Below are 15,478 nucleotides of genomic sequence, written 5' to 3'. Positions count from 1 at the left end.
GCCGCCGGCGTGGTGCGGAGCTATCGCGGACGGAGTCCGCTCCTACGAAAACAGCCCACCTCCAGGCGCAGGGAAAAAGGAGCGAGCCGCACCTGGCAAGGACGGCCCGCCCAGTCAAAACGGTGATGCATATCCAGGCACAGTGATCCGCCTTCGCAGGACAGTCCGTGCCAGGCCTTTCCCCTCACCCTAGCCCTCTCCCAGAGGGAGAGGGAGCCGTCCGTGCCGGCTGACGCAGCAATTTCAATCTGCACCAGACCAGTCCCCTCTCCCTCTGGGAGAGGGTTAGGGTGAGGGGCTCTTGCAGGCAGGCACATCAGCCTGCAAGAAGCTCCGTAACGTCACTCCTGCGCATAAACCACATGCGTATGGGTGTACTCATACAACCCGTGCTTGCCATCCGCGCCGCCGATCCCCGACTTGCGGGTGCCGGCGTGGAAGCCCTGCATCGCCTCGAAGTTCTCGCGGTTGATGTAGGTCTCGCCGAAGTCCAGCTCGCGGCTGGCCTTGAGCGCAGCACTGAGGTCGCGGGTGTAGATCGACGAGGTCAGGCCGTAGTCGCTGTCATTGGCCAGGGCAATGGCTTCGTCGAGGTCATCGACCACCTGGATCGGCAGCACCGGGCCGAAGATTTCCTTGCGCATGATCTCCATGTCGCCCGTGCAGCCGGCGAGCACGGTGGGCTGGTAGTGGAAGCCCTTGCCGAGGTCGGCGACGGCGCCGCCGGTAATGATCTGGGCGCCCTGCCCGGTCGCCGTGCGGACCATCTGTGCGACCTTGTCCAGGCCGATGCGGTTGACCAGCGGGCCCATGTCCAGGTCGGCCTGCACGTTCGGGTCGCCGAAGCGGGTGGCGGCCATGGCGGCGGCGATCTTCTCGATGAACTGGTCGGCCACCTGGCGCTGCACGTAGACGCGCTCGGCGCAGTTGCACACCTGCCCGCTGTTGATCACCCGCGAGGCCTTGATGGCGTTCACCGCCAGTTCCAGGTTGGCGTCGGCGAGGACGATGGCCGGCGCCTTGCCGCCCAGTTCCAGGTTCAGCTTGGTGATGTTCGGCGCCGCGGCGGCCATGATCCGCGAGCCGGTGGCGACGCTGCCGGTGAAGCTGATCAGGTCGACGCCGGCGTGGCTGGTCAGCGCACTGCCAGCGCTGGCCCCGGTGCCGCCGACGACGTTGAACACGCCGGTGGGCAGGTCGGTCTCGGCTACGAGACGGGCGAATTCGAAGCAGTTGATCGGGGTTTCTTCACTGGGCTTGATGACGATGGTGTTGCCGGTCAGCAGCGCCGGCGCCATCTTCCGCGCGATCAGGAAGAACGGGAAGTTCCACGGCAGGATGCCGGCCACCACGCCCAGCGGCTTGCGCAGCAGGAAGATGTGTTCGCCAGCGCGGTCGCTGGTCAGCACTTCGCCTTCCAGGCGGCGCGCCCACTCGGCCATGTAGTCGAGGTAGTCGGCGGTGAAGTTCACTTCCACTTCCGCCAGCGCCGGCACCTTGCCCTGCTCGGCAGTGATGATCTTCGCCAGGCGCGGTGCATTGGCGCGCACCTTCTCGGCGATCCTGCGCAGGTAGCCGGCGCGCTCGATGGCCGGCTTGGCCGCCCAGGCCTTCTGCGCCGCACGGGCGGCGCCGATGGCGCTGTCCACCTGGGCCGCGCTGGCCTCGGGGATGCGCGCCAGCAGCTCACCGTTGGCCGGGTTGTGCACCTCGATCAGCGGCTCGCCGGCGACGAAGCGGTTGTCGATGTAGTGCTGGTAGGTTGTCACGTCAGTCATGGGTTGCTCTCCGGTTTGACGGTCACTTGGCGGCGGTCTTCTGCGCGCCGGCCAGTTGTTCCTTGAGGTCGTAGGCGCGCTTGATCAGGTACTGGTGCACGGCCTCGGCCTGCTGCAGGTCGAGGTGGCCCTGGAACGACGGCATGCCGTCGGGGATGCGGCCGCCGTAGACGATGCCGAGGAAGCGCTGGTGGTTTTCCGCGCTGAGGGTGCGCAGGTCGGGCACCACGCCGCCGCTGATGGCGTTGATGCCGTGGCACTGCGAGCAGCTGGAGTTGAACAGCTCGCGGCCCTGATCGATCTGCGCGATGGTGCCGGTCAGCGCTGGCGGCTCGGGCTTGCGGTCGGCCCACTTGTAGTTGATGTCCGGCAGCTTGGCGGTGCCGCCCAGCTTGTAGGTCAGCACCTGGGCGTTGGGCTTGACCCCGGCGCGCAGCGACAGGGCGCCGGCGAAAGTGGAGAAGGCGCCGCCCCAACCGGCCATGAAGGTCACGTACTGCTCGCCGTCCACCTCATAGGTGATCGGCGCGGCCATCACGCCGGTGTTGGCCGGGGACTCCCAGAGCTTCTTGCCGGTCTCGGCGGCGTAGGCCACCACGCGGCCGTCGGCAGTGCCTTCGAACACCAGGTTGCCGGCGGTGCTCAGGGTGCCGCCGTTGAAGATGGTGCTGTAGGGCACTTCCCAGCGTTTTTCCTGCTTCACCGGGTCCCAGGCGATCAGCTTGCCGGTCCAGGTATCGGCGATCTTGCGCAGGCCTTCCGGGTCCTCGGGCATCATCCCGGTGTTGACGTCGAGCTGGTAGATGCTCTTGAACTTCGAGCGCGGCGGCGCGCCGTCGACGTCCTGGTACATCGCCGACATGATGTGCGCCGGGATGTACACCAGGCCCGTGTTGGGGTTGTAGGACATGGGCTGCCAGTCGTGGGCGCCCCAGAAGGCCGGCTGGATCAGGCGCGCCTTCTTCTGCGGGTCCTTCCAGTATTCGGCGACCTTCTCGTTGCGGATCGGCCGGCCGGTCTTCATGTCGATGCCGGTGGCCCAGTTGATCGGGATGAAGTTCTTCGCCGAGAGCAGCTCGCCGGTGGCGCGGTCGATGACGTAGAAGAAGCCGTTCTTCGGCGCCTGCATCAGCACCTTGCGCTGCTTGCCGTCGATCTTCAGGTCCACCAGCATGATGTGCTGGGTGGCGGTGTAGTCCCAGGCGTCGCCCGGCGTGGTCTGGTAGTGCCAGACGTATTCGCCGTTGTCCGGGTTGATGGCGACGATGGACGAGAGGAACAGGTTGTCGCCCTTGCCTTCGCTGCGGATGCGCGGGTTCCACGAGGAGCCGTTGCCGACGCCGATGTACAGCAGGTTCAGCTCCGGGTCGTAGGACATCGAGTCCCACACGGTGCCGCCACCGCCCTGCTTGTGGTAGTTGTCGCCGAACCAGGTCTTGGCGGCGATCTCCATGCCCTTGCCCTTGGGCATTTCCTTGGGGTCGCCGGGCACGGTGAAGAAGCGCCAGTCCTGCTTGCCGGTCTCGGCGTCGTAGGCGGTGATGTAGCCGCGCACGCCGAACTCGGCGCCGCCGTTGCCGATGATCACCTTGCCCTTCACGATGCGCGGCGCGCCGGTGATGGTGATGCTGCGCGAGGGATCGGTGCGGGTATCGACGCTCCACACGCGCTTGCCGGTCTTGGCGTCGATGGCCTCCAGGCGGCCATCGAGCACGCCGACGTAGACCTTGCCCTTCCACACCGCCACGCCACGGTTGACCGCGTCGCAGCAGGCTTCGCCGGCGCGGCTGCGGTCGGACTGCGGGTCGTACTTCCACAGCAACTCGCCGCTGCGGGCGTCCAGCGCGTAGACGATGGAAAACGGCCCGGTGGTGTACATCACGCCATCGACCACGATGGGCGTGGCTTCCACGCCACGGTCGATGTCCAGCTTGTGGCTCCAGGCCAGGCCCAGGCCGCCGACGTTGCTCTGGTCGATCTGCTTGAGCGGGCTGTAGCGCTGTTCGTCGTAGGTGCGGCCGGTGGTCATCCAGTTGCCCGGTTCCTTGTCGGCGGCGGCGATGCGCTGGCCGTCGACGTTGGCAGGACTTTCGGCGGCATGGAGGTTGGGAGACAGACCGGCCATCAGCAGCGAGGCGGTCAGCAGGGAATGACGCAGGGCGGGTTGCAGGCGAACGGAAGGCACGTGCAGGCCAATCGATCTCATGGAGTTTCTCCGATTCTTGTTGGTGCCGCGGATCGTTCGCCACGGCTTGCAAGCGAGAGAGCAACCGCTGTGCCAGGGTTGGCGGAATTGGCTGCAGGGCCCGCCATTCCTGGCATCTGGGGTTCCCGACGGGATGCGCGGGCGGTGTTGCGGTCGCTACAGGTGTCGCGCGGGACGGCGGCAGGTGTTGCGCGAGCGGGACGCTGCGCACGCTCTTGTAGGATGGGTGGAGCGCAGCGATACCCATGCTGCAGGCGCGGGGAAGATGATGGGTATCGCTGCGCTCCACGCCATCCTACGCAGAGTTGGCCGGTGAGCTTGGCGCGGGTAGATGCGGCAGTCAGGCAAGGGGCTGCTTTCGTAGGAGCGGATTCATCCGCGATGGTGTCCGGCGCGAAGCGAGGCCGATCGCGGACGGAGTCCGCTCCTACGCAGGAACGAACCGTGGGGCCAGCCGGGGAAAAAGAAAACGCGGCAGGAGCCGCGTTCGACGAAGGCCGTCACCCGTGGAATGGGTACGGAAGCGGACGGCCACCCGAACGGGCGCGTCGACACAAGGGATGCCCGGTGGAGTGCCAGGCGGGGTACAGCGGAAAAGGGGCCGGCGAACCTGATGGGGGAAGGCTCGCCGGTTTACTGCTGACAGTCAGAAGAAGCCCAGCGGGTTGATGTCGTAGCTCACCAGCAGGTTCTTGGTCTGCTGGTAGTGGTCGAGCATCATCTTGTGGGTCTCGCGGCCGACGCCGGACTTCTTGTAGCCACCGAACGCGGCGTGGGCCGGGTACAGGTGGTAGCAGTTGGTCCACACACGGCCGGACTGGATGCCCCGGCCCATGCGCCAGGCGCGGTTGATGTCGCGGGTCCACACGCCGGCGCCGAGGCCGAACTCGGTGTCGTTGGCGATCGCCAGGGCTTCGGCTTCGTCCTTGAAGGTGGTCACACCCACCACCGGGCCGAAGATTTCCTCCTGGAATACGCGCATGCCGTTGTGTCCCTTGAGCAGGGTCGGCTGGATGTAGTAACCGCTGGCCAGGTCGCCTTCCAGGCGCTCGCTGGAGCCGCCGGTGAGCAGCTCGGCGCCTTCGCCCTGGGCGATGTCGAGGTAGGACAGGATCTTCTCGTACTGCTGCTGCGAAGCCTGGGCGCCGACCATGGTCTCGGTGTCCAGCGGGTTGCCGCGCTTGATCGCCTTGATCTTCTTCAGCACCTCGACCATGAACGGCTCGAAGATCGACTCCTGCACCAGCGCCCGCGACGGGCAGGTGCAGACTTCGCCCTGGTTGAAGAAGGCCAGCACCAGACCCTCGGCGGCCTTCTCGATGAAGGCCGGCTCGGCCTGCATGATGTCCTCGAAGAAGATGTTGGGACTCTTGCCGCCCAGCTCCACGGTGGACGGAATGATGTTCTCCGCCGCGCAGTGGAGGATGTGCGAGCCCACCGGGGTGGAGCCGGTGAAGGCGATCTTGGCGATGCGCTTGCTGGTGGCCAGCGCCTGGCCGGCTTCCTTGCCGAAGCCCTGGACGATGTTCAACACGCCCGGCGGCAGCAGGTCACCGATGATCTCCGCCAGCAGCATGATCGACAGCGGCGTCTGCTCGGCAGGCTTGAGCACCACGCAGTTGCCGGCGGCCAGGGCCGGGGCGAGTTTCCACGCGGCCATCAGCAGCGGGAAGTTCCACGGGATGATCTGCCCGACCACGCCCAGCGGTTCGTGGATGTGGTAGGCGACGGTGTTCTCGTTGATCTCGGCGGCGCCGCCTTCCTGGGCGCGGATGCAGCCGGCGTAGTAGCGGAAGTGGTCGGCGGCCAACGGCACGTCGGCGTTGAGGGTTTCGCGCACGGCCTTGCCGTTGTCCCAGGTTTCGGCGACGGCCAGTTGTTCCAGGTTCAGTTCGATGCGGTCGGCGATCTTCAGCAGGATCAGCGCGCGGTCCTGCACTGAAGTGCGCCCCCAGGCATTGGCGGCGGCGTGAGCAGCATCCAGGGCGAGCTCGATGTCCTCGGCAGTGGAGCGCGGGAACTCGGCGATGACCTCGCCGTTCACCGGCGAGGTGTTGCTGAAGTACTGGCCCAGCACCGGCGCGACGAACTCGCCGCCGATGTAGTTGCCGTAGCGTGGCTTGAGGGTGACCACGGCGCCTGGGGTTCCGGGTGGGGCGTAGATCATGGGGTGCTCTCCTGTCGGGTCCCGGCCTCCATCGGCCAGGTGATGGGGCGATCTTAGGCAGCGCCGTTCCCGACCCGGAATGCACCCATGGGAGTGGTGGGTTACTTATTTGGTAGTAGAGGGTGGCGGTTGGCTATTCGTAGTAGCCGGGGGCGCCTGGCTCTTGATCAAAAACAGGACATCACAGCTGAGCCTATTCGCGAGCAAGCTCGCTCCTACAGGTGGGCAGCAAACTCATGTGCCTGACTGTCACTACAAGTCAGCCGCTGCGAATTTACGGGACCAAGACCGCTCCCTCCTGAGAAGGCGGTGTCTGTGCTCTGTTTCATCTTTGGCTGTCAGCTTTTGAAGGCTTCCAGAGAAACGTCCGCACACGCCGAATGCCCCGTTCAGGAGGCCTCGTTGAATTGAAGTTTCAGGGGTTGAGCGACATGGATGTCGCGAGAGCGCTGTCGGGCCAGGGATGGCCCGTCAGCGCGTGCCCCTGAAACTTCAATTCAACGAGGGAATTTTTCGCCTAAGCGAAAAACCGGATGTCCGGGGCAAGACCTTTTGGTTCCTTTTGGGAGGGCGGCTATCCGACGTTTGCCAAAAGGGACTCGCCCGAGGGGGCGAAACACGAAATCCGCGCGTACGCCGAAGCGACGCGGGAAACCCGGAGCGAGGCAGACACATCGCGGACAAAGTCCGCTCCTACGCTGCTTGATAGTACGTAGGGCGCATAACCCGGAACGGGTTATCCGCCGATACCACGACGGCGGATAACGCTGGCGCGTTATGCGCCCTACGGCTTTGGGTGAGGCGGCCATCCATCGATTTCCAAAGGAGGTCGCCCGAAGGGCAAAACCCAATGCATCCGCGCACCCAATTGCGACGCAGAAATCCCCAAAGGCCAATCGCACGAGCAGCGCGAACAGCGCGCCAAAGCAAAGGGCCGGCTCAACAGCCGGCCCCTGCTCCCCTCACAGAACCATCACTTCTTCGCCACCAGCTCCTTGGGCAGCTTGAAGGTCCAGATCATTCCGCCCTGGTCCAGGTCCTTGATGCGCTTGGCCACCTCGCCGCCCCACAGCGGCACCGCGCCGCCCCAGCCGGACAACACGGTGACGTACTGCTCGCCGTCCATTTCCCAGGTGATCGGCGAGGCGATCACGCCCGAGCCGGTGTTGAACTGGTAGAGCTTCTTGCCGGTCTTGGCATCGAAGGCCATCAGGTAGCCCTCCGGGTTGCCGGTGAACACCAGGTTGCCGTGGGTCGCCAGCACGCCACCCCACAGCGGCGCGTAGTTCTCGTAGCGCCAGACCTGCTTGCCGGTCTTCGGGTCGATGGCGCGCAGCACGCCGATGTACTTCTCGTTCAGCGGCTTGATGGTGAAGCCCGCGCCCAGGTACGCCGCGCCCTTCTTGTAGGCGATGTTCTCGTTCCACATGTCCATGCCCCACTCGTTGGAGGGCACGTAGAACAGCCCGGTGTCCTGGCTGTAGGCCATGGGCATCCAGTTCTTGCCGCCGAGGAAGGACGGCGCGACGAACACCGAGGTGCCCTTCTCGCCGCCTTCGCCCGGCGCGCCGGGACGGTGGGCGTCGTCGTAGATCGGCCGGCCGTTCTCGTCCAGGCCCTTGGCCCAGGTCACCTTGTCGACGAAGGGGAAGCCGCGGATGAACTTGCCGTTGGTGCGGTCGAGCACGTAGAAGAAGCCGTTGCGGTCGGCGGTGGCAGCAGCCTTCACGGTCTTGCCGCCGTCCTTGTAGTCGAAGGAGACCAGCTCGTTGACGCCGTCGAAGTCCCAGCCGTCGTGCGGGGTGGTCTGGAAGTGCCACTTGATCGAGCCGTCTTCCGGGTTCAGCGCCAGGCGCGAAGAGGAGAACAGGTTGTCGCCGGGGCGCAGGTGCGAGTTCCACGGCGACGGGTTGCCGGTGCCGATGAACAGCGAGTCGGTGCTCGGGTCGTAGTAGCCGCCCAGCCAGGGTGCGGCGCCACCGGTCTTCCACAGATCGCCCGGCCAGGTCTTGCCCGCCTCGCCGCCGGAGATGCCGTTCTCCACCGCCTTGCCGTCCTTGTAGACGTAGCCCATGTGGCCCTCCACGGTCGGGCGGCTCCACAGCAGCTCGCCGTTGCTGGGGTTGTAGGCTTCGATCTTGCCGACCACGCCGAACTCGCCGCCGGCCACGCCGGTGATCAGCTTGCCCTTGGCGATCAGCGGCGCGGCGGAAATGGAGTAACCGGCCTTGTAGTCGGCCACGGTCTTCTTCCACACCACCTTGCCGGTGTCCTTGTTCAGCGCCACCAGCTTGGCGTCCAGGGTGCCGAAGATCACCAGGTCGCCGTAGAGGGCGACGCCACGGTTGATCACGTCGCAGCAGGGCATGATGCCGTCAGGCAGGCGCGCGTCGTACTGCCAGAGCTTGCGCCCGGTGCGCGCATCGGCGGCGAACACCCGCGAGTAGGAGGCGGTGACGTACATCACGCCGTCCTTGATCAGCGGTTGCGCCTGCTGGCCGCGCTGCTTCTCGCCGCCGAAGGACAGCGCCCAGACCGGCCGCAGCTCCTTCACGTTGTCGCTGTTGAGCGTCTTCAGCGGGCTGAAGCGCTGACCCTGCTGGTTGATCCCGTTGACCACGATCTGGTCGGTGCGATTGGCGGAATCACTGATGTCCTGATCGGTCACCCCGGCGTGGGCGCCCAGGCTGGCCAGGCCGATGGCGGTGAACAGCACGGTGCGGGCGAAAGGTTGAAGCTGTCTCATGGCGATGCGCCTCTGCGATTGTTGTTGTACCCGGGAAAATTTCCCGGTCTGCCCGAATTCTTGGTTTGCCGGGCCGGGCCAACAATTGAACGCAGTGCCGAATTGCCTAGTTCCTTGGTAGCAATACCCTGCCGCAGCGCCACGAAACTCAAGGCTTGCGTAGGGCGCATAACGCGCCAGCGTTATCCGTCGCGTCGAATCCGGCGGATAACCTGCTCCAGGTTATCCGCCCTACGCTCCTGGATTGCGCGTGGGCGCTGCAGCTCGGAGGTCGGGTAGAAGTAATGCGCCCTCCGCAGAGGATTTCGCGGACAAGGTCCGCTCCTACGGTCAGCCTCGCAGCGAGCCGTCAGAGTGGGCACGGGTAGGATGGGTGGAGCGCAGCGATACCCATGCGGATGGCGTATGGAAATGATGGGTATCGCTTCGCTCCACGCCATCCTACGAACGCGCGATCACTGTTCGTCAACGCGCGGCAGCGCCTTCTGCTCGTAGCGCGGATAGAGGTGGCTGACGCTGCGGATCAGCTCGTAGCGCGTCAGGCTGACGCCGGCAAAACGCTCGGGGATGGGCGTGCGCAGCAGGTCGTTCATGTCGGCGCCCTGGGCGATGCCGTCGCGCATCACGCTGTCGAGCCAGCCGAGGTAATCGCGCATCTGCGCGAAAGGCGCGGCATCGCTGGCGATGGGGCCGTGGCCGGGAACGATGAGCTTCCACGGCAGTTGCTGCAGGGTGTCGAGATCGCCCAGCCAGACGTCCAGCCCCGGGCTGTTCGGTGTGGTCAGCGCGCGCTGGTAGAACAGGATGTCCCCGGCGAACAGCACGCCGGTAGTCTCGTCGAGGATCGCCAGGTCGGCGCCGGTATGGCCGCGCAGGCCGAGCAGACGGAAGCGGTGGCTGCCCATCTGCAGCTCGCCCGGCGTCACCGTCTCGCTGGGTAGCACGACTTCCGTGCCGCGCATCCAGTCGCCGACCAGGCGGTACATGTTCTCCGCCATGGCGTTGCCCTGCTCCTTCAGCAGCTTGCCGGTGCCGGCCAGCGCGCCGATGGGCACGCCGGTGAAGGCCTGGTTGCCCAGCACATGGTCGGGGTGGTGATGGGTCAGCAGCACGCGCTTCACCGGCTTGCCGGTGGTCTGCTGGATCAGCGCGCGCAGGGTTTCGCCGTAGCGCTTCGACGGTCCGGTGTCGATCACCAGCACGCCGTCGCCGGTGTCGATGAAAGCGACGTTGACGATGGCGCCACCGTTGTCCTTGCCGAAGTTGTCGGTACTGCCTTCCACCAGCCAGGTGCCCTCGGCGATCTGCCGGGGTTGGAGGTGGTACTGCAGGTCGGCCAGTGCCGGCAGGCACAGGAAGGCCAGGGCGATCAGGAGGAAACGCATGGGTACCTCGTCAGCACAGGGCGGCGCCAGCTCGCTGCGCTGTCAGCGCAGAGCGGCCTGGAATTCGTTGCCGTTGTTGTCGTGCAGCCAGAGTTGGGTGTGCGGATGGTCGCGCACCTCGAAGGTGAAGGTCGGGTTCTCGCTCACCGCCGGGAACAGGTCCAGGCGGGCGAAGACTTCGCCGTCCGGGCCGCGCAGTTCGGCGTGATCCAGGTAGAACTCGGGAATGCCGCCGACCAGGCCGTTGTCCATCGGGTGTGACACCGACAGGCGCACCCGGCTGTATTCGCCCTTGGCGTAGGACTCGCCGTGCACCTGGCCGAGACGGTCCTCCCAGCCCGGTTGTGCACGTACCACGCTGGGTGCGGTGCAGCCGCCACCGGCCGCGTCGATCCAGGCCGAGCCGACGTGCCAGACGCCCTTCTCATCGCGCAACGCCGCGCGGATCGGCGTGGCCTGTTCGATGCGGATGCGTACCGCCAGCAGCGGCTCCAGGTGTTCGCCCGGATAGAGCGTCAGCACATGGGGAATCGGGTTCAGCTCGGCCCACAGCAGCAGGCGGTCGAAGCGCCCCGGCAAGGCGCGGGCGTCCACCTCCACCGGCACCTGGCGGGAATCCTCGGCAAACGGCGGCACGCCCAGCTTGACGCGCTCGTCGAACACGTAGGGTTCGCCATTGAGCAGGCGCTTGTGGTGGTAGTCCCACATCACCGAGGGCATCGGGTCGCCCTCCACCGCCGCTGCCAGCAGTGGCAGCGCGCAGATCCCCAGCAGCAGTTCGCGCCTGTGCATCCTCTTTCCCTCACTGCACGTCCTGATAGAGCCCCGGCAGTTCGTAGCGCACGCCGTAGGCCGCGTAGAGCTTTGCCAGCTCGCCGCTGCGCACCAGCTCCTCCAGCTCGCCGTCCAGGGCGTTGGATAGCTGGCGATTGCTCTCGTGCACCGCCATGCCGATGTCCCACTCGGGCTGGCCGAGGTTCGGGTAGGTGTTTTCGGCGTTCCTCAGGTGCTGGTCGGCGGCCTGCGTGCGCATCCAGTCCAGCTCGCCGCGCAGGGCCATGACTGCATCCACCTTGCCCGCGCGCATGCCGTCGAAGGCTGCCTGGGTACTGGGGAAGTGGATGGTCATGCGGCTGAGCTGGCCGCCCAGCACCGAGGTCAGGTAGAACGACGGCACGCTGTCCAGCTCGACGCCGATGGGGTGTTCGCGGAACGCGGCGATGGTGTCCACCGCGGGCAACCGACGGTCGTCGCTGACCACCTGCCAGCGCTCGCGTTGATAGGGACCGAACATCACCACCTGCTCGTTGGCCAGCTCACCGACGTCATTGCGCCGGTTGGCGTACTGGCGGTCGTAAGGCACGCGCAGCATCACGTCAGCGACCACGCCGGGGCGCAGGTAGTGGCCCTTCCAGATGAAGTTGCGCAGGTCATCGTCCAGGCTTTCGCCAGGAACGACCCAGAGGAACTCCGGGCGCAGGCCCAGGCCGCTGGCCAGGCGCGTGGCCAGGTCGATGTCGATACCGTGCGCCTGCCCGTCCTGCCTGTAGCTGTAGGGCGGGAAGTTCTCGTACACGGCCACCCGCAACACGCCGCTGGCGACCATGTCCTCGTAGGGGCGCACCTTGGCCTGCGCCTGCCCGTGCAGCAGGCACAGGGCGAGGCTCAGAAAGACTGCGCAGAGCAGGCTGGGCAGGCGCATGGCGATCACTCGTCCACGTGCACGCTGTCCAGGTAGGTGCGGATCGCCCAGAGGCCTTCCTGGCTGATGAAGTCGGCCATCTTCGGCATGTACACCGCACCGTCGCGCACCGCGCCGTTGATCACCCGCTCCTTGAACCACTCGTCCCCCTCGGCGCCCACGTCGAGCATGCGCAGATCGGGTGCGATGCCGCCGGACTTGGCCTCCAGGCCATGGCAGCGCGCGCAGTTCTGGTTGTAGGCCGAGGCGCCGATTTCCACCGCCTTGGCGTGGTTGGCGTAGGGTTCGCGGTAGGGGTTGGTCTCGCGCCATTCCTTGCCCAGCGGTTCCAGCCCCGTGGTATCCACTGCCTGGGGCGTCACATTGCCGTGGGACAGGGCCAGACCGGAAACACCCAGGCCGGCCAGCAACAGCAGGCCACACAGCACGTTCTTGTTGTTCATCACTTCATCCTCTCATCGAGATGCTTGGCAAGGCACGGCGCCCGGAACGACGCCAGTGATGACGATGGTAAGAACGCGCCGCCGGCGGCCGAATCCTGCTTTGGATGCTGCCGTCTACTCCCTTGGTACTAGGACGGCGGTCGGCCAGCGCCCGACCTTTCGCAGCAAGTCCAAGTCATGCCCGCACCGGGAAATAGTCCCGGCATCGCCGGGAGCTTTTCCGTTCCCCGCCAGTGCGCCCTCCTCCCACCATGGATTCGCCGCGGCACGTGCAGCGGCCTGCCGCCATCCATCACGGGAAACCACCATGAGAACAACAACAGCTCCCCTGCGCCTCGCCCCCCTACCACTCCTCTTCAGCGGCCTCGCCTGCGCCATCGCCCTCACCGCCGCCGGCTCCGCCCTGGCCAAGGACGTGACCTGGGACGACATCGCCAACGACCACAAGACCACCGGCGACGTGCTGCAGTACGGTATGGGCACCAATGCACAGCGCTGGAGTCCGCTCAAGCAGGTCAATGCCGACAACGTGTTCAAGCTGACCCCGGCCTGGTCCTACTCCTTCGGCGACGAGAAGCAGCGCGGCCAGGAATCCCAGGCCATCGTCAGCGACGGCGTGGTCTACGTCACCGCCTCCTACTCGCGGCTGTTCGCCCTGGATGCGAAGACCGGCAAGCGCCTGTGGACCTACAACCACCGCCTGCCCGACGACATCCGCCCGTGCTGCGACGTGGTCAACCGTGGCGCCGCCATCTACGGCGACAAGATCTACTTCGGCACCCTCGACGCCTCGGTCGTAGCGCTGAACAAGAACACCGGCAAGGTGGTGTGGAAGAAGAAATTCGGCGACCACGGCGCCGGCTACACCATGACCGGCGCGCCGACCTTCGTGAAGGACGGCAAGACCGGCAAGGTACTGATGATCCACGGCAGTTCCGGCGACGAGTTCGGCGTGGTCGGCCGCCTGTTCGCCCGCGACCCGGACACCGGCGAGGAAATCTGGATGCGGCCCTTCGTCGAGGGCCACATGGGCCGCCTCAACGGCAAGGACAGCACCGTCACCGGCGACGTGAAGGCGCCGTCCTGGCCGGAAGACAAGAACTCCCCCACCGGCAAGGTCGAGGCCTGGAGCCACGGCGGCGGCGCCCCGTGGCAGAGCGCGAGCTTCGATGCCGAGACCAACACCATCATCGTCGGCGCCGGCAACCCCGGCCCGTGGAACACCTGGGCGCGCACCGCCAAGGGCGGCAACCCGCACGACTACGACAGCCTCTACACCTCCGGCCAGGTCGGCGTCGACCCGAGCACCGGCGAAGTGAAATGGTTCTACCAGCACACCCCCAACGACGCCTGGGACTTCTCCGGCAACAACGAACTGGTGCTGTTCGACTACAAGGCCAAGGACGGCAAGATCGTCAAGGCCACCGCCCACGCCGACCGCAATGGCTTCTTCTACGTGGTGGACCGCACCAACGGAAAACTGCAGAACGCCTTCCCCTTCGTCGACAACATCACCTGGGCCAGCCACATCGACCTGAAGACCGGCCGCCCGGTGGAAAACGAAGGCCAGCGCCCGCCGCTGCCCGAGCCGGGCCAGAAGCACGGCAAGGCGGTGGAAGTCTCGCCGCCGTTCCTCGGCGGCAAGAACTGGAACCCCATGGCCTACAGCCAGGACACCGGGCTGTTCTACGTCCCCGCCAACCACTGGAAGGAGGACTACTGGACCGAGGAAGTGAACTACGCCAAGGGCAGCGCCTACCTGGGCATGGGCTTCCGCATCAAGCGCATGTATGACGACCACGTCGGCACCCTGCGCGCCATGAACCCCACCACCGGCAAGGTCGAGTGGGAATACAAGGATCACCTGCCGCTGTGGGCCGGCGTGCTGGCCACCGCCGGCAACCTGGTGTTCACCGGCACCGGCGAGGGCTTCTTCAAGGCCTTCGACGCCAGGACCGGCAAGGAGCTGTGGCAGTTCCAGACCGGCAGCGGCATCGTCTCCCCGCCCATCACCTGGGAGCAGGACGGCGAGCAGTACATCGGCGTGACCGTCGGCTACGGCGGCGCGGTACCGCTGTGGGGCGGCGACATGGCCGAGCTGACCAAGCCGGTGGCCCAGGGCGGGTCCTTCTGGGTGTTCAAGCTGCCCAGCTGGGACAACAAGACCGCCAGCCGCTGATGCCCTGGCCCGCGCCGGACCCGGCGCGGGCCTTTCTCATTTCGCCAGGAGATCGCCATGCGCCTGCTCGCCTGCCTGTTGTTCCCCCTTTCCACCCTTGCCTTCGCTACCAGCCAGCCGGCCGAAGCGCCTGATGATGACGAGGCCACCGTCATCGCCGGCTGCCGGATCGCCCCGGACAGCCAATGCCCCAACGCCGACCTGCGTGGCGCCGACCTGCGCAACCAGGACCTGATGCGCATGAACCTGGCCGGCGCCAACCTCGCCGGGGCCGACCTGCGCCACGCCAGGCTGGACCTGGCCAACCTGCAGAAGGCCCAGCTCAACGGCGCCGATCTGACCCGTGCCAGCCTGCAGCAGGCCGACCTGCGCGGTGCCGACCTGAGCGGCGCGAAGCTGGTCGCCATCCAGGCCTGGGGCCTGTTCGCCCAGGGCGCGCAATGGCAAGGCGCCGACCTCACCGCCGCCTACCTGGAGTTCGCCCGCCTGAGCGGCGGCAAGCTGCACCAGGCCAACCTGCGTGCGGCCGACCTGGAGATGACCTGGCTGTCCCGCGCCGACCTCAAGGGCGCCGACCTGCGCGACGCCAACCTGCAGGAAGTGAAGCTCGCCGAAGCCAACCTGGAAGACGCCGACCTGCGCGGCAGCCGCCAGCGCTTCGGCAACTTCCAGGGCAGCAACATGGAAGGCTGCAAGGGCTGCCCGGGTGGCTGGGACTGAGTCGTAGGCTGGCTCCGGGGCGCCTCCGCAGCTGCAAGAGCCCCGATTGCAGAGCGACACGGAGCTCTGCGTAGGATGGGTGGAGCGCAGCGATACCCATGCTGTCGGCGCACGTATCGATGGGTATCGCTGCGCTCCACGCCATCCTACCG

Annotated in this window: 10 protein-coding genes; 2 read left to right on the top strand and 8 right to left on the bottom strand. The window is 66.3% G+C overall.

Annotated elements, in window-relative coordinates; genetic code table 11:
* Positions 1–341: 341 nt before the first annotated feature.
* The 8 genes from aldA to pedF form a co-directional block, all read right to left on the bottom strand.
* Positions 342–1,778, bottom strand: coding sequence for an aldehyde dehydrogenase (aldA, locus tag HNP46_RS10480; RefSeq protein WP_184588521.1), 1,437 nt, complete (start codon positions 1,776–1,778; stop codon positions 342–344).
* A 22-nt stretch (positions 1,779–1,800) separates the two neighbouring features.
* Positions 1,801–3,984 (bottom strand): PQQ-dependent dehydrogenase, methanol/ethanol family, encoded by a 2,184-nt coding sequence (locus HNP46_RS10475; protein WP_184588519.1) that lies wholly within the window; start codon positions 3,982–3,984, stop codon positions 1,801–1,803.
* A gap of 646 nt (positions 3,985–4,630) precedes the next feature.
* Positions 4,631–6,151, bottom strand: a complete 1,521-nt coding sequence (gene exaC, locus HNP46_RS10470; RefSeq protein WP_184588517.1) for an acetaldehyde dehydrogenase ExaC — start codon at positions 6,149–6,151, stop codon at positions 4,631–4,633.
* A 973-nt stretch (positions 6,152–7,124) separates the two neighbouring features.
* Positions 7,125–8,897 carry a methanol/ethanol family PQQ-dependent dehydrogenase gene (locus HNP46_RS10465; protein ID WP_184588515.1) on the bottom strand — a complete coding sequence of 591 codons (1,773 nt, stop codon included), beginning with the start codon at positions 8,895–8,897 and terminating at the stop codon, positions 7,125–7,127.
* A 455-nt stretch (positions 8,898–9,352) separates the two neighbouring features.
* Positions 9,353–10,282: a quinoprotein relay system zinc metallohydrolase 1 gene (locus HNP46_RS10460; protein ID WP_184588513.1), complete on the bottom strand. Its 930-nt coding sequence runs from the start codon at positions 10,280–10,282 to the stop codon at positions 9,353–9,355.
* A 42-nt stretch (positions 10,283–10,324) separates the two neighbouring features.
* A complete protein-coding gene (locus HNP46_RS10455; RefSeq protein WP_184588511.1) occupies positions 10,325–11,074 on the bottom strand; it encodes a quinoprotein dehydrogenase-associated SoxYZ-like carrier in 750 nt (249 codons plus the stop codon).
* Positions 11,075–11,084: 10 nt separating this feature from the next.
* The gene (locus HNP46_RS10450; protein WP_184588509.1) at positions 11,085–11,984 is read right to left on the bottom strand and encodes a substrate-binding periplasmic protein; all 900 of its coding nucleotides are present in this window, start codon (positions 11,982–11,984) and stop codon (positions 11,085–11,087) included.
* Positions 11,985–11,989: 5 nt separating this feature from the next.
* Entirely contained in the window at positions 11,990–12,427 is a 438-nt protein-coding gene (gene pedF, locus HNP46_RS10445; RefSeq protein ID WP_184588506.1) for a cytochrome c-550 PedF, read from the bottom strand.
* Between the two features lie 307 nt (positions 12,428–12,734).
* Here pedF and exaA point away from each other — a divergent pair, with 307 nt between their 5' ends.
* A complete protein-coding gene (gene exaA, locus HNP46_RS10440; protein WP_184588504.1) occupies positions 12,735–14,606 on the top strand; it encodes a quinoprotein ethanol dehydrogenase in 1,872 nt (623 codons plus the stop codon).
* A gap of 57 nt (positions 14,607–14,663) precedes the next feature.
* Complete coding sequence (locus tag HNP46_RS10435) at positions 14,664–15,326, top strand: pentapeptide repeat-containing protein (RefSeq protein ID WP_184588501.1); 663 nt, start codon at positions 14,664–14,666, stop codon at positions 15,324–15,326.
* The last annotated feature ends 152 nt before the right edge of the window (positions 15,327–15,478 follow it).

The sequence above is a fragment of the Pseudomonas nitroreducens genome, from assembly GCF_014204515.1.
In the GTDB taxonomy this organism is placed as follows: domain Bacteria; phylum Pseudomonadota; class Gammaproteobacteria; order Pseudomonadales; family Pseudomonadaceae; genus Pseudomonas; species Pseudomonas nitritireducens_A.
This window is presented reverse-complemented; position numbering and strand designations above follow the sequence as displayed.